Source organism: Phreatobacter sp. AB_2022a (assembly GCF_026847585.1).
GTDB lineage: Bacteria > Pseudomonadota > Alphaproteobacteria > Rhizobiales > Phreatobacteraceae > Phreatobacter.
Genome location: NZ_JAPSET010000033.1, coordinates 36,547 through 55,753, shown reverse-complemented (window position 1 = coordinate 55,753; position 19,207 = coordinate 36,547). Strand labels below are relative to the sequence as shown.

Annotated in this window: 19 protein-coding genes; 5 read left to right on the top strand and 14 right to left on the bottom strand. The window is 63.3% G+C overall.

Annotated elements, in window-relative coordinates:
• Positions 1-29: 29 nt before the first annotated feature.
• The 3 genes from OZ671_RS21865 to OZ671_RS21855 form a co-directional block, all read right to left on the bottom strand.
• Positions 30-1,499, bottom strand: a complete 1,470-nt coding sequence (locus OZ671_RS21865; protein ID WP_268862677.1) for a porin — start codon at positions 1,497-1,499, stop codon at positions 30-32.
• Positions 1,500-1,676: 177 nt separating this feature from the next.
• A complete protein-coding gene (locus tag OZ671_RS21860) occupies positions 1,677-2,528 on the bottom strand; it encodes a phosphodiesterase (RefSeq protein ID WP_268862676.1) in 852 nt (283 codons plus the stop codon).
• Positions 2,529-2,579: 51 nt separating this feature from the next.
• A complete protein-coding gene (locus OZ671_RS21855; protein WP_268862675.1) occupies positions 2,580-4,082 on the bottom strand; it encodes an ABC transporter substrate-binding protein in 1,503 nt (500 codons plus the stop codon).
• 176 nt (positions 4,083-4,258) lie between these two features.
• On the opposite strand from OZ671_RS21855, the gene phnF reads away from it, so the two are divergent.
• On the top strand, positions 4,259-4,993 hold the full coding sequence (gene phnF / locus OZ671_RS21850) for a phosphonate metabolism transcriptional regulator PhnF (protein ID WP_268862674.1): 735 nt from the start codon (positions 4,259-4,261) through the stop codon (positions 4,991-4,993).
• A gap of 110 nt (positions 4,994-5,103) precedes the next feature.
• On the opposite strand, the gene OZ671_RS21845 is transcribed toward phnF, so the two are convergent.
• From OZ671_RS21845 to aepX, 6 genes are all read right to left on the bottom strand, one after another.
• On the bottom strand, positions 5,104-6,153 hold the full coding sequence (locus OZ671_RS21845; protein WP_268862673.1) for a glutamate cyclase domain-containing protein: 1,050 nt from the start codon (positions 6,151-6,153) through the stop codon (positions 5,104-5,106).
• Positions 6,150-7,937, bottom strand: a complete 1,788-nt coding sequence (locus OZ671_RS21840) for an asparagine synthase (protein WP_268862672.1) — start codon at positions 7,935-7,937, stop codon at positions 6,150-6,152. Before OZ671_RS21840 ends, OZ671_RS21845 begins: the two co-directional genes overlap by 4 nt.
• A 130-nt stretch (positions 7,938-8,067) precedes the next feature.
• Entirely contained in the window at positions 8,068-8,676 is a 609-nt protein-coding gene (locus OZ671_RS21835) for a CDP-alcohol phosphatidyltransferase family protein (protein WP_268862671.1), read from the bottom strand.
• Between the two features lie 18 nt (positions 8,677-8,694).
• Positions 8,695-9,495, bottom strand: coding sequence for a phosphocholine cytidylyltransferase family protein (locus OZ671_RS21830; RefSeq protein ID WP_268862670.1), 801 nt, complete (start codon positions 9,493-9,495; stop codon positions 8,695-8,697).
• An 11-nt stretch (positions 9,496-9,506) separates the two neighbouring features.
• Positions 9,507-10,712, bottom strand: a complete 1,206-nt coding sequence (locus OZ671_RS21825) for an aminotransferase class I/II-fold pyridoxal phosphate-dependent enzyme (protein WP_268862669.1) — start codon at positions 10,710-10,712, stop codon at positions 9,507-9,509.
• Positions 10,713-10,759: 47 nt separating this feature from the next.
• On the bottom strand, positions 10,760-11,692 hold the full coding sequence (aepX, locus tag OZ671_RS21820) for a phosphoenolpyruvate mutase (protein ID WP_268862668.1): 933 nt from the start codon (positions 11,690-11,692) through the stop codon (positions 10,760-10,762).
• A 252-nt stretch (positions 11,693-11,944) separates the two neighbouring features.
• Between aepX and OZ671_RS21815 the strand changes: the two genes are divergently transcribed.
• On the top strand, positions 11,945-12,793 hold the full coding sequence (locus OZ671_RS21815; RefSeq protein WP_268862667.1) for a hypothetical protein: 849 nt from the start codon (positions 11,945-11,947) through the stop codon (positions 12,791-12,793).
• Between the two features lie 42 nt (positions 12,794-12,835).
• Here OZ671_RS21815 and OZ671_RS21810 read toward each other — a convergent pair whose 3' ends face one another.
• A complete protein-coding gene (locus OZ671_RS21810) occupies positions 12,836-13,678 on the bottom strand; it encodes a hypothetical protein (RefSeq protein WP_268862666.1) in 843 nt (280 codons plus the stop codon).
• A gap of 124 nt (positions 13,679-13,802) precedes the next feature.
• Positions 13,803-14,585: a hypothetical protein gene (locus OZ671_RS21805; RefSeq protein WP_268862665.1), complete on the bottom strand. Its 783-nt coding sequence runs from the start codon at positions 14,583-14,585 to the stop codon at positions 13,803-13,805.
• 112 nt (positions 14,586-14,697) lie between these two features.
• Between OZ671_RS21805 and OZ671_RS21800 the strand changes: the two genes are divergently transcribed.
• Positions 14,698-15,195 (top strand): helix-turn-helix domain-containing protein, encoded by a 498-nt coding sequence (locus OZ671_RS21800; protein ID WP_268862664.1) that lies wholly within the window; start codon positions 14,698-14,700, stop codon positions 15,193-15,195.
• 91 nt (positions 15,196-15,286) lie between these two features.
• A complete protein-coding gene (locus tag OZ671_RS21795) occupies positions 15,287-16,126 on the top strand; it encodes a class I SAM-dependent methyltransferase (RefSeq protein WP_268862663.1) in 840 nt (279 codons plus the stop codon).
• 21 nt (positions 16,127-16,147) lie between these two features.
• Here the strand turns inward: OZ671_RS21795 and OZ671_RS21790 are convergent, their stop codons facing one another.
• The 3 genes from OZ671_RS21790 to OZ671_RS21780 all read right to left on the bottom strand — a co-directional run bounded on the left by OZ671_RS21790 (position 16,148) and on the right by OZ671_RS21780 (position 18,458).
• Positions 16,148-16,627 (bottom strand): hypothetical protein, encoded by a 480-nt coding sequence (locus tag OZ671_RS21790; protein ID WP_268862662.1) that lies wholly within the window; start codon positions 16,625-16,627, stop codon positions 16,148-16,150.
• 176 nt (positions 16,628-16,803) lie between these two features.
• Entirely contained in the window at positions 16,804-17,529 is a 726-nt protein-coding gene (locus OZ671_RS21785) for an alpha/beta fold hydrolase (protein WP_268862661.1), read from the bottom strand.
• Between the two features lie 62 nt (positions 17,530-17,591).
• The gene (locus tag OZ671_RS21780) at positions 17,592-18,458 is read right to left on the bottom strand and encodes a Bug family tripartite tricarboxylate transporter substrate binding protein (RefSeq protein ID WP_268862693.1); all 867 of its coding nucleotides are present in this window, start codon (positions 18,456-18,458) and stop codon (positions 17,592-17,594) included.
• A 322-nt stretch (positions 18,459-18,780) separates the two neighbouring features.
• On the opposite strand from OZ671_RS21780, the gene OZ671_RS21775 reads away from it, so the two are divergent.
• Positions 18,781-19,164: a carboxymuconolactone decarboxylase family protein gene (locus OZ671_RS21775; protein WP_268862660.1), complete on the top strand. Its 384-nt coding sequence runs from the start codon at positions 18,781-18,783 to the stop codon at positions 19,162-19,164.
• Positions 19,165-19,207 lie beyond the last annotated feature (43 nt).

Genomic DNA, 19,207 nt, shown 5'->3' with positions numbered 1-19,207 from the left:
TTGGGTGAGCGGATATTTGCCAAGCTCGGCTAGAAATTGCGCTGCACGCGCAGAGTGCCAACCCAGACCCCCTCCTGTCCCCGATAGGTGCGACTTGGATTGACAAGCGGCAGTGCACCGGTTTGCGTCCGCGCGCTGACGTCGTGGTAGACAACCTCGATACCGAGATCGAGATTGCGCACAGGCGACCAAATGACATTCGTTCCGACCGTCCAGTATCGGGCATCGTTGAGACTGGGGCTCGCGGCCGGTTGGTCGATCCCGCTATAGGAACCGAACACCGCAGATCGTATGGCCGGTGTCCAGAAATGGCGGAAGCCAGCTGCGAGGGACCAAGCCTTGCTCGTCTCGATGCGAGGTTTGGCGAGTGCCGTATTGACGATGCCGTCACGCAACAGCGAGGTCAGTCCGTTGACCGCTCCCAATGTCGCCGCTCCAAAAATGCCGTCGCGGTCCCCTCCCTGATTGGCAACACCGAAGGCATAGTCGAGCGCGCCGTCAGCGTAAGTACCCTGTATCCAGAGCACGTCTCCCCTGCCGATCATATCGAGATTCAGCCGCAACCCGACTCCGATGGCCCAGCCGATCCGATCCGCCGCCCGAGCAGTTGGGACATTGACGATACCGGCATAGCCAAAGTCCCGAAGCTGGTGCAGCGCTCCCATAACCTGACTGCTCCCCCAGTTCTGGTCGATGCGCAAACTGGCGACAATGTCCGGGAGCAACTGGCCCGCATATGTCAGGCCGCCCAGCCCGGACAGGGGGCGCTGTAATGTCGAGGTCATCAAGGAGCCGACTGGCGTGGCCGTGCCATACCAAGTATCGCCGTTGGTATAGCGACGATACATGCTATCTTCCAGCGCGACTGCGGCGGACAGGCCGGAACCCAGCGACGCGGTATAGGCAAGCACCGTTGTCGAGCGAGCAGTGGCGGCGAAGTTCCCGGAGAACTGCAGGTCGCCTTGATAGAAATTGAAGAATGATGCGGAAAAGCCGGCTGTCAGGCCGCCGAGCTGGATCAAAGCGCGCTCGATATTGATAGCGGAAGCGCGCGGTGACTGCCCGGCACCTGAATTGGTCATAGCCTGGGAATGGACGCTGCCGGACCAGGCGCCGCGATAGGCTGAAAATTGCGCGAAGGCGCGCAAGAGACCGTATTCGGCGTTGGAGCGAACATCGACATTAAGCGTCAGCCGTGCCGAGGTTGACGAAAACTGGTCGTAGTAGGAATTGCCAAGGATCTGATTGCCCGGAATTGCAGGATTGTTGTTAGCCCGATTTCCGGGGCTTGAATTGATGATGAAGTCTGTTCGCGCAAAACCGCCTATGCGCAGGCAGCTATCCGCCCCGGGGATGGCCAAGAACCCGGCCCCATAACCGTCGCAGATACGCAGATACCGTGCTGGCGTCAGCGCACCTGGAAGCTCGACCGCAAGCGACTGCCTCGCGGAAATGATGGCGAGAAGTCCCGCCCACAATGTGATCGCCTTTGCGGTCATGTTCTGGCGTCCCGGCTTTGGTTGAACGCGGTGCATCGTCGGGGGCCATCCCAAGCCGCGCGCCCTTAGCGGGGCGCCGACTTCAGCCGCCGCCCCATCGTATGTTTCACCTGTCGTGTCGCCTCATTGGACGAGTGCAGGGCAACTTATCGCTGGCCAAATGCGCCGGCGCCGTACCTACTGGATGAGCTGCATGAACGATTGCATAGCCGGATAAGCAGGGTCTGGAACAGCCTCGAACGGCCCGCCGAAATCACCGAGAAAAACGGTATGCGAAACCAGCCCCTCGTCCGGCAACCAAACGTGCATTTTGAAAGCCGGCGGCTCGGCAATGGCTCGAACTGAACGGCTTGGACCGAGCTCGAAATGCAGGGCATTGGCGATTGCCGGCCCGACCGAGGTGAGCACGCCACTCCAAACGCAATCGATGCTGCGGTGGTGATGGCCGCAGAGGACCCGTACGATTTGCGGATTGGCCTTAACGATTGCCTTGAGCTCACGCGCGCCTTCGACAAGCCGGACACTGTCGAGAAACGCATTGCCGACCTGGAAAGGGCCATGGTGCATGGCCAGAAGCGTCGGCATTTTCGGAGACCGCTGCAGCTGCGCTCGCAGCCAATGCAGCCGTTGCGAACAGAGACCGCCCCGGCCTTCTCCGGCAATGACCGTGTCCAGCCCGATCACGCGAAGGGGGGCATGCTCATGCGCAAACTGGACAAAGGGACCTATGTCCGCCGAACAGGAATGCTGCGGAAAAACCTGACGAAAATTCTCCCTAATGTCGTGGTTTCCGACAATCAGATGAACGGGAACCGCAATTTCCTTCAGCATCTCGCGCAGGATTTCATATTCTTCGATCCGGCCGCAGTCAGTCAGATCGCCTGTGATAATCAGCATGTCGGGCCGAGGGTCGTGGCTCATCACCTTTCTGAAGGCGCGCCGCGCATGCTCGTTCGTGTCGATACGTCCGAACGCCCGCGGCGCATCCTGCGGGCGAATGTGGAGATCACTGAGGTGGGCGATGATCATGTTCAGGCTTCCATGTGAGTATTGCTATGAATCGCGCCCGGTCCGGCACGCTCAAATGTTGCGCAGGCCTGGATTGAATGGTCCGAAGTTCATTGCTGGGGAACGCTGCGGCTGCCAGCCGCTATCCTTGCGCACACCGTAGAACATGCCCGTCTCATGCAGGACCATTCCCGGAGGATCTTCCTCCGCAAAGAGCTGGAGTATTTGGCGGTGAAGTGCGGATCGCTCAGCGAGCACTGTGGTCCGCAGCAGCGCATCACAGATGGCGTCGAACCGATCACTCTTCCAGCTTCTGGCCTGATGACGGATGAAGCCGTGTTTGCCATAGAGAAGAAACAGAGAGCCCATCGCGTCCGGATAGACCATATTGATCGATCCGTTGAATATCGCATTGTTGGGTTGAGAAAATACGTTCTGCCAGTTCTCGACGACCTTCAAATTCACGTTGAGGCCGACGTCAGCCCACATTTGCTGAAGCACTAGGGCTGTCGACAGCTCGGCAGTGTAATAAGCCGGCATAACTCTATATTCGATAGGTCCGCCATCATATCCGAGCTGCTGAAGCAGCTGCCGGGCCATCGCCGGATCGTGCCGCGGCCGAGGAAAGTCGGCAACGAACATGTCGCCATAGGCTGGCCACTGATAGCCCCCTGGTATCTGAACGAGTCCTCCGAGCAAGGACTGCACCAATAAATCACGGTCAATCGCAAGACTCAGAGCCCGTCGTAATCGGACATCGACCAGCGGGCCGGCGAGAGTGCCAAAGTTCAGAACCCTGATATTGTTGATGGCGCCACCGACCACATCGAGGCCGGCTACCGATCGAATCTCAGCGATCTGATCGGGCGCAACTTCTGTCATGATATCAATGTCGCCGGCCGCGAGAGCGCTCAGCCGGGCTGCCCCCTCCGGCAGGACGCGAAAGGTGATCGATCTGTACGGCGGACGTCCTCCCCAATAATCGTCATGGGCGACAAGACGAATGAATTCGCCGGTCCTCACAGCCTCCACACGATAAGGCCCGGTCGCAACGGGCATCAGCCCCCAGCGATCCCAATCTCCGCTGCGCTGGAACGCCGCCTTGGAGATGATCTGCGCGCCCCAACCCGCTAGCCGATGCTCGAAAAGTGGATCCGCTGCTGTCAATATGATGCGCAGAGTATGTCGCGAGATCGGCTCTGCAGCTTCGATGGTGCTGAAAAATTGATGCGAAACTCCTTGACTGGGCAGGCCCGCAGTTCGCATGCGCTGGGGCCCAAACGAAAAGGCAACATCCTCTGCCGTCATCTCCCCACCATCATGAAACCGGACGCCGGAGCGCAGATTGATCTCCCAAACGGTGGGACCTATCTGCCGCCACGCTGTCGCCAGTGCCGGGCTCAACCGGCCCGTGCTGTGGTCGACGCGAATGAGGTTGTCGTAAATATTCTCCGCCACCCTGAAGGCGACATTTGTCGTCAACCGCAAGGGATCAAGCAGCGGCGGGTTGTCCTGCACGGCAACCGTCAATGTGCCTGCCGCAGCCTGCCCAGCCCCGGGGTAAGCTGTCGCCATCACTCCGGCTAAGGACCCGAGCGCGCGAATGCAATCTCGCCGTGATGGCCGCATGTCAGAGCCTTCCTCGAACAGGAAACCGGGGGGTCGGCGACGCTACTTGTTTAAACAAGTCAGCGGCGCTACGAGTGTCATGGCTGCATGTCGTGCGCATGACGGATTTGGAGGCAAAATAGATGGCCGGCTATTCTTCCCTCGACCGCCCACCCGCCATCCCTCTGTGGCGGCAGATCGAGCTTGCGCTTCTGAGCCGGATCGAACGAGGCGATCTCAAGATCGGCGAACGGCTGCCCGGCGAGAATGTCCTGGCGCCGACCTTCGGTGTCACGCGCAATACCGTACGGCGCGCCTTGGCGGAGCTGGCGCTGAAGGGCCTCGTGCGCATCGAGCACGGTCGAGGCGCATTCATTGAACGCAAAGTGTTCTATGGCTTGGGCCAGCGCTCGACGTTCAGGGAGAACTTGCGCGACAATGATCTGTTCGCCAGCAGCACGATTCTGGAGTGCGTCGAGATCCCCGCGTCGCCAGACGTCGCCGACAAACTTGAGATCGCGCCGGGCGCGCCGGTGGTCGTATTTCAGACTGTCGGCAGAGCGAGCGGCATGGCCGTCTCAGTTACGAACCATCATCTCAGAGCCGATCTTTTTCCTGATGCGGCGCAATTAATTCGTGGCTTTTCTTGCATTTCGGAGGTGTACGCACGATTCGGTTTCACCGCTGTGCGGCGGGCTCGCTGCGAGATTTCGGCCGCCTTGCCCTCCCCTGAGGAGGCACGCCACCTCGAACAGTCGAGGACCAGCCCGATCCTCGAGGTGCGTAGCGTTAAAGTCAGCGCCCTCGGAGTTGCTCTCGACTATACTTTAGCGCGCTTCTGTTCAGAGCGAGTTTCTGCATACTTTGAAAATGAGTGAGTACAATACTCACGTTATTTACGGGCAAAAGAAACTCTTAGGCGACATCGACGATTTCAAAATTGCTATAAAATACTCGATGCAGACCTTACAACGGCTAGACTGAGATATCAAATTTTCTCCTGAACCATCGCTGCTGCGATACAATAGCCTCTTGCGGTTCTCGCCATCAGATCGGTGACATAGCCGTGATAGGGCCGTTCCATTGTATCCGTGCCGAGCGCCGGATCGGAAAGTCCGCTGAACGGATCAATCGCTCCATTCCGAAGCACGGCTGCGACCACCATCTCATCGAGCTCCCGCGTGAATGCGGCGTCTGGTGCGCCCGCCAGGCCAGCAATGGCTGCGGCGACCGCATAGGCCGCAGCATTCGCCGAGGCTGCAACGACGACATGTTCGAAGTCATCGGCCATCGCGGGATGGCGCGCTGCCGAGCTGTGCAACCGAGCCGTTCCGGCTTCATTCGGATTGTCGACACAGCAAGCGCGCAACAGCGAGCGTTCAGCAGCCATGGCGAACAGGGGAGCGCTGCGCAGAAGTCCGCCTTCGACTGTTCGGCCTGCCGTCAAATACGCCTTGCCGTCCGCCGCATAGCCAAAGTGTTCAACAGCGATGACAGCCCGTGGGTCGGTCGCATTCAAAAGTGTTTCGAACTCCCCATCGACATCCTGATCGACCGGATATCCCACAAGCACGGCGCCAAACAGATTTGGACGCCGCTTTCTCATGTCGGCAATGCGGTCGCGCCCAATCAAGGTCGCTCCCGCGGCGCGCAGCGCTGCGGCAGCTTGTGGAAGTAGACATTCAGACGTCACAACCACGCTCAAAGCTTGGCGCGTCAGATAAAGCGCCCGCGCAAGCGCCGCGACCCCAGCCGGGCCGTCCGGTTCCCCGATCGCGACGTCGATCTGAGGTCGTACAGAGCAGCCGGTGACCAAACAAATCACGTCCGCCGGGCGAACGACATCCAGCAGCCTTTCACCAAGCCCGGTCGACAGCGGTCCAGACGCGCCTCTTGCGGCAAGCGCATAGAGATGTTCGGCCCGACCGGCCAGATTGACATCGAGCGTCATCAACTTGTCGAGCTCGGAGCCAAGACGCTTTTTGATCGCCGCAGGATCGGGCGACGACCCCAGATATTTAAAATAGTTATTGATCATGACGTGCTTTCCTGCTGGCACGAGACAACGATGTCATGGCCGATCGAGGCAGGCTGCGAGCCGGGCTTCGAATCGAGAAAGATCCTGGCCCAGTGTTCCAGGGCGATGGCGTTCCAAACGCGTTTGAACGCGACTTCATTCGGCGTTGTCCGAAGTGCGTCCAAGGCTCTCGCGAGGCTGTCGTAGGAGATGAGGTTTCGCGACCTCACGACCTCCTGCGACAGGACGGTCTCACGACAAGAATGAATCCAATCGGCCATTTCCGCATCGTATTTCAAATGCTGAATGCGCTTAGGTCGTCTGGAAAAATGCGGGGGGAGAAATTGCCTGGCCGCCTCCCGAAAAATCAACTTGCCGGAACGAGAGTTCATTTTTTGCCGATCTGGAATGCGCAATGCGAGATCAATGAGCCCGCGTTCCGCATAAGGCATGCGAAAATCAAGCCCCCAGCGCGCTGCTAGCATTTCTTGCGCGCCCATCCGCCCGTCGAAACGCTCCAACACCGATCTCAACTCATCGAGCAAAGGCGACGGGCTGTGACGAGACCTGGTCTTCCTGGGCAAAGGGGCGGCGTCGATGACAGAGCATGGGGCTGGCCACGCGGCGCCTCGCGTTGCACGCCAAATAAGGCGAGCGATAGCACCGTGCGGAAGCCGCCCCTCAGCCTCAGCCTGATCGAACTCCCGATATAGCAGATAGGCGCCGGGCCAATGCTTTTCATTCCAAATTCGGCGGTGCCAGGACATGCTCGCGAATAGCGTGTCCGATACATTTCCCGAAAATATTACGTCGACGAAATTTCTCGCCTTTCGATGCAGGGCGAACAGGCATGGAAACTCGTCATATCCGCCGGGGTCTTCCATTGTCCGAATGGTTTCCGGCAGAAGAGACGAGAGTTGGTGCGGACGGACGATCAGCTCATGATGATTGGTACCCGTCGCGATGGCGGTTTGCCGTGCGCCTAGGATTTCCGGATCATCTTGCCCGTAGCCCACGGTGAAGGTGTTTAGATCTCCGACGACGCGCCGACGTAATGCTGCGGTGATGATGGCGGAATCGATGCCGCTACTCAGCATGACGCCGTATCGACGGCCGCAATCAGGGGAATAGCCTTCGATCGCGTGGAGGACATGATCACGAACGTCCGATACCGGAACGTCCGCGCGAGGGATCTGGTAAGACGAACGCCGGACATCGATGCGAGCAATCCGCGCATCGTCGTCTGTGGAAACAAGCACTCCGCCCGGGGGGACCTGCGAAATCGCGGAAAAGAATGTTCGCCCGTGTGGAGCCCACCCTGAAGCCATGAAGCGTTGGACGGCATCTCTGTCGATTGTGAGATCTATACCGTCGAGCAAGAGAAGCGCCTTGTATTCTGTGGAAAAAGCGAGCCAGTTGGGCCCGCGCGCTACGTAAAGCGGGCAGACGCCGAAGGGATCGCGCCCGAGGAAAAGTCGCTCTCGACGCAGGTCCCAAATGGCCACGGCAAAATGGCCATTAAGTTCACGCAAAGCGCCCGCGCCGGCGGCTCTATAACGCACCGCCAGGTCTTGCGCCTCGATCGATATCCGCTCGCTCCTTTCGGCGACTTCGAAGGGGTTTCCTCCGATCGCGACGAGGCAGTTTTCGCCTCGCGCAATATTGGATCTCTCGGTGTACCGCCCGCCGAATTCAACACCGCCATCGGCCTCCAGCGCGACGTGAAGGCCGCGATGGTTCAGAAGCTCTGCCATTTCGCGATGCGAACTAGGCGACAAACCGATTGAGCCAAAAATCGCCGTCATGGTTCTCCCCACATCTCTGGAAGAGCAAGGCCGACAGAAGAGCCTGGGACATGGCGCCCGCGGAAGCCGGATCGGCTATCACAGAAAGCGTCTGGCGGTTCGCCGTTGTCGTGGCAGTGTCAGCCAGATCCTATGCCTGCATCGAACGCAAAAGGAGCAAGGCCGACGCCAAGGCACAGTAGGATGTGACCACGGCGTACATCGCGCCTCGCGTTGCCGGAACGCGAAGTGCACTGACATGAAGCGCGGCAACACCAAGAAGCGCTATTGCAAGCAGTGCTGCGAATGCCTGGGTCGAAGCTAGCGGCCGCAGCAGGAATATAGCGGCGACCAGCGGCAGCGCGTACGTCGTCGGGACGCCGACGAAATAGCCGTCCTCCAGCCCCACCGAATTGAAGTAGCTCAGACGCAGAGCACTGGCGATGGCGAGAACAATTGCAACTGCAATTGCCCAAGACGCACCCGCACTGACGCTCACCAGCAGCACGCCGGGAAAAATCCCCGCGCTGACCAGATCAGCGAGCGAGTCCAAGCTCTTGCCTACTTGGCCGGTCAACGGCCTGCGGCCAAGCGTTCGCTTGGCGACGACGCCATCCAGATGGTCCGCAAGAAGCGCCCACAGAGCAAGCGCTACCGCCATCTCGGGGTGGCCTAGCGTCGCGATCTGGATAGCGGCAACCGACAAAAGCAATCCTGCTGCGGTCACCATGTTGGCTGGGTCTATAAGTTCGCGGAGCATTTTCGTTCCCCTGGCCCATTACGGACCGACGAGTTCGCGCCGCGGCTCTTTCCGGCCCGACGAAAACACCGCCTCGGCGATCCTCAAATCGTCCTGACTGTCGATCTCGTACCAACGGCAATCATCGCACCTGACGGCTGCGACCTTCAGTCCCCTGTCGGCGATCAGTTGACCGAGCAATTGCTCGGTATAGACCTTGGTGGCTCCCTCGCTCGCCAGTTCATCCAGCGCCGGCACGATCTGGCCGGTGAGCGCCTCCGCACCGAACCGGAACAGATTCATCGTCTTGAACAGCGGGCTTGTGCTGGTGGCGAGGCTGACCGCCGTCTGGCTCGTTCGGACCTCGACGATGAGGCCGGTATCGGCGAGGGTGACGGCCGAGCCCTCCATCTCGGCCGTGAACGGCGCGACTGCAGCGCTGTTCACCGCCTCGGAGCGCAGCATTTTCTGCAGCACCTCGCTTTCGAAAAAGACGTCGCCTTCCAGCAGGAGGACATCGCCTCTCAGAAGCGCATTGCGCGCCAGCCACAGCGAATAGGCGCTGCCTGTGCGGTCGAAGACCGTCGAAGCGACGTAGTCAATAGCGACCCCCGCAAAGGTGGAGCCGCAGGCATATTCGATCGCGTCCTTGCGATAGCCGACCACAATGGTCGCACGACGCACGCCGGCGGCGCCAAGCTGCTCGAGTGCGTTGTGAATGATCGGGATGCCGTTGACCTCCACGAGCGGTTTCGGGCGGGTATCGGTGAGCGGCTTCAGACGCGATCCCATTCCCGCAGCAAGGATGACGGCTTCGGCCGGAATATCGGGCTTGCTCATCTTTTCCCCCTTCAAGCGATGCGGGCCGTGCGCACTGGACGCGTGCCCCAGCGGCTCAATGTTTCGACAAGGCGTGTCAGACCCTTGTCCAGCATGTCCGCCGGCAGGCCGTAGGAAAGGCGCAGGCCCGTCGGATCGCCGAAGGCCGTTCCGGACACCGTCGCGACGCCCGCCTCGGCCAGCAGCGCATTGACCACGTCGTCGGCGGTCTCCGATCCGCCTTGCAGCAGCGCCGACAGGTCGAGATAGAAATAGAACCCGCCCTGGGCGTCGGGCTGCGGCAGCGCCGTCAGCCCGGAGAGGATGTTCAAGCCCTGCCGGCGCGCCGTTGCCAGCTGCTGCCGGAGGCGCGCCTCGTAGGCACCGTCGCCGTATCGCAGGTGGTTCAGCACAGCGTGCTGCGCGATCACGTTCGGATTGGACGTGGTGTGCGACTGCAGCGCCTTCACCGCCTCGATCACCGGCTTCGGCGCAGCCATGTAGCCGATGCGCCAGCCGGTGAGCGCGAGCGTCTTCGAAAAGGCGTTGACGATGACAGTGCGCGACCTGACCTCGGGTGCGACCGAAACGATGGCATGATGCGCGTGCGGCGGATGGACAAACGCGCCGTAGCACTCGTCGAAGATCACCCAGAGATTTCGCGCCTGGGCGATCCCGGCAATGGCGCCCAAGATGTCGCGGCCATAGACAGCGCCGCTCGGATTGGCGGGTGTGTTGATGACGATCGCGCGGGTGCGCGGCGTCAGCGCCCGTTCGATGGCCTCGATTGTCGGGACATGGCCGTTGTCGCGCGTGTCGACATGCACAGGCACGCCGCCGGCGACCAGAACCTGCGCCGGAAAGGTGGTCCAATAGGGCGCCGGGATGATGACCTCGTCGCCCGGGTCGATCAGCACCATCGCGGCATTGAACAGCGCCTGCTTGGCGCCGCCGGTCACTGCGATTTCGGCGGCCTGCCAGAGCTGGTTGGTCTCGCGCGAGACCTTGCGCGCCAGCACCTCGCGCAGGTCGGCGAGCCCCAGCGTGTCGGTGTAGCGATTGACGCCGTGATGGATGGCGGCGAGCGCGCCGTCGCGCACCGTCGGCGCGAGATCGGCCCAGATTTCGCCGGCGGTGAGATCGACGATCTCGCGGCCGGCATCGGCGGCGGCCTTGGCGGCCGCGCGGGCCGCCGCCGTGCCCGAGGATTTGAACAGGCTCGTCCGTTGCGCCAGCATGGGCGCCTCCATGGCTTGGATGGGTTCGATGAAGCGGGCCCGACGCCTCAGCCGCGGCCGTTCGCCTCGCGCGGCAGATACCGGTCCTCGGCCACTGCGAGCTCGCCGTAATTCATCAGTTGGAACAGCTCTTCCAGCGTCGCGACTTCGCCCTCGATGCCGGCGATGCCTTCCTCGCGCAGGATCCGGTCGCAAATCAGCCGCATGGCCGACATTGCTGCCCGCATGTTGTGATTGGCCCAGATCACCGTGGAGATGCCGGCGGCGCGATATTCGGCAACGGGCGTGCGATAATATTTGGTCGGAACGATCACCACCGGCAGGCGGTTCTGCCAGGCCCGGGTGAAGGCGAAGATCTCATCCGCGGCGGACTTGCGCGAATGGATGAGAACCGCATCGGCACCGGCATCGGCATAGGCATGCGCCCGCGACAACGCCTCGTCGTGGCCGTGCCCGGCGATCAACGCCTCGATGCGCGCGACCAGGACGAAGTCCGGATGCGTCACCGTATCCTTGACCGCCTTCAGCCGCCCGCAGAACTCCTGCACCTCGGCCAGCGGGTGCCGGTCGCCGACGAAGGAGTTCATCTTGGGAAAGCCTTTGTCTTCCAGGCAGAGTCCGGCAGCGCCGCGGGCGGCGAGCTTGCGGGCGACGAGCCGCGCATTGTTGAAGTTGCCGAAGCCGCTGTCGGCATCGACAAGCACCGGCACATTGGCCGCGCCGGCGATCCGCTCCACCGCGTCGACGAGCTCGGTCCAGGACGCTTCGTTGGCGTCGCGATAGCCGAGCGTCGAAGAGATCGACAGGCCGGATGCCCACAGGCCCTGGAAGCCCGACCGCTCGGCAATGGCCGCGGACAGGGCGTCATGCGCCTCCATGAGGAAGGATGGCTCCTGTCCGACACGGATCAGATCGCGCAGGCGGGGAGTGGTCTTGCCGATGTCGTGACGGATCGTTCCCCCGGACGAGGGCCATGTCATCGCAGTGTGCATTGGAGAAGCCTCACGGTTCGCAAATGGCGATCTCAGGCAATGTCAACGTATGGTTGGCATGATACCAATCATGATGTCAATATCTAATTCTAGTTGTTTTTCATCTCGGCAAACACTCGCCCGGAACCGTGATCGACAATCCAAATTGGCTCTGGACGCACGACCTCCGACCGTGTCACTGAATCGACATGTCATGGAACTGACATGGGGACGGTGGCGCAGGCGTGAGGGACCTGAGCGATGCGCACGTTGGTATATGATGATCGGGGCGAGGCCTGGCCGGCCCAGTCGCGAACCTTGAGGGTGGAACTCGGCTGTCCGACCGCGGATTTCGACTTCCTCGCCTATCTCGTCGACACGCTCGGCTTCATCCTGGTCCAGCCGCTGCCCAATGGAGCGACGCGGATCCGGCTGGCGCCGGCGGCGGTCTCGCCCATCGCCCTCGGCGCCATGCTCTTCGACCTCGCCGATTCAGGCCCTGAACGCATCGTGCTGTCCTGTCCGGGCGAGGGTTGCACCGATGAGCTGATCGCCGGCGTCGGCCCGGCCACACGGCGGATCGCGCAGCTCGTCGCCGCGCAAGACGGCAGCAGCGATTCGACTTTCCACAATCAGCGCCTGGCGATCGACGTGCTTGCGGCGACCGGCGGGCCGCTCTTCGCGCTGTGGCAGCATTGGCTCGCCAGTTCCGGACGCGGTGCGCAGTTTGCTTCGCGCGAACCGCTCAACAGGCTGCTGGCCGGGCGCTTCATGCTCATGCGCCCCGTCGATGGCCGCCTCGTGATCGCCGAAGTCGGCTCGGGCTATCTGTCCTTCGGCGCGCGCTGGTGCGCACAGGCCGCCGGGCGGCCGGTGGAGGAACAGCCGGATTATTCGTTCGGCCTGTGGACACGGCAGTTCTTCGAAATGGCGACCAGGGACAGGGAGCCGCGGCTCGACGACATCGACGCGGTGATCCGCCGCCCCCATCACGACGACCGGGTGCGGGTGCACTATCGCCGCCTCGTCCTGCCATTCTGGGACGACCCGCTCGGCCCGCCATCCCTGCTCAGCGCATCGACCGTAGTGGACGCGCGCGCGGTCGGTTAGGGCCTGCCGCGCCGGCCCCCCGCGCGATGACGGCGTTGCGGATCAGGTCCACCAGAGCACGAGATCCGGCCGCGCAAAGCCGAGAAAGGCATGCACGAGCAGGCGCGGCTTGCCGTTGCCGGACTGCTTGGTCACGCCGTGCACGTAGCCGCCGTCGATCAGAACGATATCGCCGGCCTGCAGCATGAAGTCGTGATAGCACGCGCCCGCCAGGGCGGCCTGCGGGTAGGGATAGCCGGTCGTTTCCACGTCATAGCGCCGTCTGTCATCGGCCGTCGGCTTGCAGTCCCAGACACGTAGGTTGCCGCCCTCTTCGGCCGTGTTGGGATAGAAGTTCAGAGCAACGACGGTGTTCTGCGCGACCTCCGTGAGTTCGAAGTCGTCGCCAGCGAACAGCACCTGGGCGACGTCGTCATGCGGCTCGAGGACATAGGTGCCGGCCCCGGACCAGCAGGTTGCCCGACAGACATTGGCCTCGCCGTGTTCCGACCGGGCCAGGCGCAGCGCGATCCCGTCACGCGCGAGTTCGCGTTTCAGGGCATCGAACAGGGCCCGCACCGGATCGACCATGGTGCCGAGCAGCGCCTCGATGGCAGGCCGGGCATCCGCGCATTCGCGGAAATAGCGCGCCGCGTTCATCCGGTAATGCGAGGCCCCGATATATTGGCCGGGCACGCCGTCGCGACGCTCCTTCAAACCGGGATTACCGAAGAAATTGTCCGTCAGCGCCGCGGCGACCTGCGGGTTGAAGCCTTCCTTCACATGCAGGCCGGTCACCTCGCCCTTCAGCACCGCCACGATGTCGGTGATGCTGATCGCGCCGGTTCTTTGAGCAATCGCGAATGCCGGCTGCCGTTCGAGCCGCACTGTCTCAAGCATGGTCATTGGCTTACCTGATGATGTTGGGATCGAAGATCATTGCGACCACCATCGGCAGAGCGCCCGCCGCGATGGCCGGAAGCGGCCGTGCACACCCCGGCATCAGGCAAGCCTGGCGCGCCGGTCTGCATCAGCCGCTGCCGGTATGCAGAAGCCCCGGCTCCGCAGCGGCCACGGTGAGCGCCGCAAGCGCCCGTTCCAGGTCGGCGACCAGCTCCGGCGTCTCCATCCAGACGAAGGCGCCGCGAAAAGCGCCGATCGGCGCCAGCGTGAAGTCGACGACGCCGTGCTCGATCCGGGTATAGCCGGTACGCTCCGCAAAGCCCCGGGAGATCACCGCGTCCGCCATCATGCTGAATGTATAGGCGGTGTCCCACTGAGCGTGCGCCAGCGCCCGAGAGATCCGCGGCAGCAGCCCCGCAAGGCCCTTGCCGCGGAAATCCGGCCGGTACCAGCCGGCCCCCGAGAAGGCGACGCGTCCGGAAATCCGCGCCGCCGACGGGGTTGCCAACATGCAGTGGTTGCCGTCGGCAAGAGCGGCCTGCGGATCACGATAGAACATCCGCAGCGAGCTCGCCTCGTCCTGCAACATGGTGTCCGGCCAGTCGTAGAAGCGTGCCGCCTGCGCCGCGACGACCTCTCCCTCGTCGTCGTAACCCAGCAATACGAAAGCCGTCCGGGCATCCACCGCGCTGAACGCAGGATCGAACAGCGGCATGATTGGCCGCCACGTGGCCCTATGACGCTCGTTCGCCGCAAGAAGATCTCCGAGCCCGACGAAATGCAGGGTCACCCCGCGCTGGCGCGCGGCCGCGTCGGCCGCCAGAAAGAAGCGTCCCAGAAGCGCGCGCGAGCCATGGCGGAGATCGATGTGAGCCGGCAAACGGCCCGACGTCGGGCTGCAAAACTCCATCGGGCGCTCTCCAGCAGAAATCATCGGGCAGTTGCAGGCTAAAGCGCACACTTTTCATCTGTACGACACAAACAGGAGTTGATATGCCCTAATTCTGGTTGTTGGATGTGTCATGGCTAGGGATTCGCACAGCAAACGCCCCCCGGGCCGGCCGCGCACGGCCGCGAGGCCGGCTTCTTCCGCGCCGGATGGCCGGTCCTCGCCCAAAAAGCCGAACCATGTCGACCTTCATCTCGCCAGCCGCCTGCGGCTGCGGCGGATCCTGCTCGGGCTCAGCCAGGAGGAGCTCGGCAAGCGCCTCGACCTGACCGCCCAGCAGATCCAGAAATACGAAGCGGGCGCGACCCGCATGAGCGCCTCGCGCCTGCATGATCTCGCCGCCCAGCTTGCCGTGCCCATCACTTGGTTCTTCGAGGAATTGCCGGCACACGATCAGCGCCGCCCGGCCGCGCGTGCGGCCGCCGGTCCCGAGGAAACCAGCCTCAGCCAGCTCATGGCACGCCGCGAGGCCCATCAGCTCGTCGAGCTCTATTTCGGGATCGACGACGAAGAGCTGCGCAAGAAGGTGCTGGAGATGACCCACCTGCTCGCCCAGTCGGCGCGGAAATGATGGGAGGCCGCGCGAGACCGATTGCCGTCACGCGCCCGACGCCGATCATCGGCATGGTTGCCTCCAGGCTTTCGGCGCCGGGGGAACCCCGATGGATCAGCAGCAGCCCGTGCAGGGATCATATCAGCGCGAGCACTTTGCCGACGCTGCGACCGAGGTGGAACGCCTTGCGGCGCGTTCGCGGTTGAGGCTGGATGGCTTCCGGGACCTTCTCGGCCGCCACGGTTTCCCGATCCAGGGGCGGCTCCTGGAAATCGGCTGCGGACAAGGCCTGCGCGCGCGGCTGATGGCCGAATGGGCGCCGGACGCCGCCGTCGTCGGCATCGACCGCGACAGCGCTTTCATCGAAGCGGCCCGGCAGGACGCGCGCGCCGCCGGGCTGCAGAATCTCGCCTTCCTTCACGCCGATCTGCACGCCTTGCCGTTCGCCGAGCGGTCGTTCGATTTCATCTATGCGCGGCTCGTCCTCATCAACCTGCCGGATGCCCGCCCGGTCCTGCAGATGTTGCGCCGGCTGCTGCGGCCCGGCGGCCGGATCCTCATCGAGGACGCCGATCGCGACTGCATGTTTTTCGAGCCGGCACCGGACAGCTTCGCGGCATATTGGCGCCATATCCAGGCCGGCCAGCGCCGGCATGGCGGCGATCCCAATGTCGGGCGGCGGCTCGGGCCTCTCATCAAGGAAGCGGGCTATTGCGATGTCCGGATCGAGGTTCAGCCGATCGTCGGCGACGGCCGGGACATTGCCTTCATGGTGCGCGAGCTGCTCCCCTCGCTCAACGCATATCTCGACCCGTCCCTGAAGACGCTCGCCGAGACGGCCGTGGCCGATCTCGAGCGGCTGGCGCGCGACCCGCGCGCAACCTTCCTTCATTTCTGGTTTGCGGTGAGCGCCGGCAGCGACGGCGCCGGTTTTCCGCTCATGTCCTGATCCGGCCCGGCCGGCACGGGCTCACGACTCCAGCTCCGGCGGAACCTCCGCGGCGGCCTTCGGGCGGGTCACGAACCAGAACAGAAAGCCACCGATCGCGCCGAAGGCTCCGAGCGCCAGCGAAATCTCGAATTGGCCCCGGTCCCGCATGGTCGAAAGGTGCAGGATCGCCCAGGGCGTGGCGCCGGCGACGAAGCCGTTGAGGGTTGCCAGCCACCAGCTGTGCGGCAGCCAGCGCAGCAGCAGCGCATAGAGCGGCAGGCCGACGATCAGCACGTGCAGGGCGCCGATGACGGTGCCGTAGAGGATCACCGCGAAGGAGCCGAAAATGGCCATCGCCTCCAGGTTCTTCGGGTCCATCAGCAGCGTCGCGACCATGAACAGCGCAATCAGCGCCGGCGGGCCGCTGGCCGCCAGAAGCAGTCCCAAGACAAGGCGTTCGCCGGGTATGCCGCGCAAGTGAGGATCCTCGTGGTCATGACGACCGGCCTCGCGCGTCATGCGCAGGATGCACGCGACAGGCCGGCCAGTCCGGCGGCAATGAAACCCTCCCGTGTTTCGCCTTCGTTTCCTCGGAAAAAGCCTGGCGACAAGGGGCTGATGCGGCCACGCGCGACGGGAACTCGCCTTTGCCGAGAGAAGCGCGATTGCCCGGATCTCGATTGGCCTCCGATACCCTAGGCGCTCGCAGCCCTGAGGAACGCCTCGATCCGCGTGACCAGATAGACCGGTATCTCGTCCATCGGATAATGGCCGGCATTGGCCAGGACCTCGACCGTGAGGCGCGCCTTCGGGAACAACTGCGGGAAGACCTCCGCGACCATCTCCTTGCGCACGCCGTTGTCGTGCTCGCCGGCGAGGGCCAGGACGGGACAGGTCACGGTTGCCGATCCCGCCGAGAGATCGTCGCGGATGAACGAGTTCATATAGGCGCGGAAGGCTTCGGGCCGAGCCGTTTCGCGCGCTCTGGCAAGAATGCGCTTCATCCATGTCGTGGAAAGGCGCTGCCCGACGGAATCCCCGATCAAGGCGAGGGCCGTGTCGTCGCTTGCGCAGACGCCCGCGAAAAAGTCGTAGGTCGCATCATCGACTGGCATGGCGGGCGCCGGAACCGGCGTCAGCGCCACGGCCGATCTGATCCGCCCGCCGCCGTCGATGGCGATTTTCTGGGCCGCCTTTCCACCCATCGAATGGCCGATGACGTGGAAGGCGTCCCAGCCGAGATGATCCGCCAGCGCCAGGGCATCGCGCGCAACCTCGCCGATCGTATAGTCGCCGGCCATGTCGCGCGACCGGCCGTAGCCGCGAAAGTCCGGGAATGCGTAGGTGAACCGTTCCGTGTCGAGAATATCGAACATGGACGCGTAGGCACGGTGATCGGCGAACCAGCCATGCAGCGCCATGACATGATCGGGCCCGTTTCCGATCGTTCTGCACCAAAGGGTTTCGTTCGGCATGTGACGTCTCACCTCTGATCCGCGGCCTCGATGATCGACCGCCACTTTTCGGTGTCGGAGGCAATGAAGGCGCGAAACTCGGCCGGGCCAGCGCCGACCGCATCCATTCCCTGCGTTGCCATCGCGGTCTTCACAGCTTCGGTCTGAAGCGCTTCGTTCGCAAGCCGCGAAAGCCGCTCCACCACGGCCGGCGCCGTTCCCGCCGGGGCCAGCAGGCCGACCCAGACGCCGACATCGAAGCCCGGGACGCCCTGCTCGTCCATCGTCGGCACGGTGGGCATGACTTCGGTGCGGCGCGGCTGCCCCACCGCCAGGGGCACGAGCCGCCCGGCATTGGCATAGGGTGCCAGCACCACCGCGACATTGAACATCGCGGTGATCCGGCCGGTGATGAGGTCGGTGACCCCTTGGCTGGCGCCGCCCTGATACTGCACGGTGACGATCTTCGTGCCGGCCCGGGTGTTGAACAGCTGTGCGGCGAGGTCGCTCGCGGTGCCGATGCCCGACGTCCCGAAGATCAGCGTGTCCGGTTTTGCCCGCGCGAGCGCCATCAGCTCCTGGACCGTTCTGGCCGGCACCGAAGGATGGACGACCAGCACGTTGGGGCTCACCCCCAGCAGCGCGACCGGCTCCATATCCTTCACCAGATCGAACGGCGAGCGCATGCGCAGGGGATTGAGGACATTGGCGACGGTCCCCATGAACAGGGTCTGGCCATCCTTCGGCGCGCGGGCCACCGCTTCGGCCGCCAGCATGCTGCTGTTGCCCGGCCGGTTCTCCACGACCACAGCCGCGCCGAGCTGGGTCGCCATATGCGCGGCCACCAGCCGCGCCAGGATATCGGCGGTCGAGCCCGGCCCGAAACCGACGATCATGCGGATCGGCCCGTTCGGGAACGCCTGGGCGGAAGCATTCGAAGGGCACCAGCAGAAAAGAAGGCCCAGCAGGGCGAGCGCCCTCAGGCGGGAAAGGCTGCCGATATGCTTGGCAGGTGCCATGGGCATGTCCTCGATTGAGCGCTCCTGCGCGGCGACCGATCCTGTCCGGAAGATAGGCGATGGTCCCGACGCGGTTCGCCACGCCATGCCATCCTTGTCCGGCCGCCGCCTCGCGTCTGTCCCAAGAGGCTGTGACATTCACCCCATCGAGGCCAACCTATAGACGTCGTGTCAGCTCCTCGCGCGCAGGATGAACCCCATGGAAACCGACACGCATCGCCGCGAGCGCGGCGCACGGAAGATCGGCGAGATCCTCGGGCAGAGCCCGGAGCAGGTCGAGCGCTCGCTGGGCGATCTTGCCCCCCAGCTCGCGACCTATGTGCTCGAGACGATCTACGGCGAGATCTATCAATCGCCCGTTCTCGATTCGCGGACCCGGCAAATCGTCACCGTCGCGGCGCTGGCGACGCTCGGCACGGCAGGCCCGCAGCTGCGCACCCATATCGGCGGCGCCTTGCGCTGCGGCGTCACGCGCGACGAGCTGGTCGAAATCATGATGCAGCTCGTCCCCTATGTCGGCGTCGCCGCCGCCATCAACGGCGTCGCCGCCTGCCGGGATGTGTTCGCGGCGAGCGGCGAGTAGCAAGTGGACGCTTTCGCAAGCCTCGACCACGGCCCGTTCACCA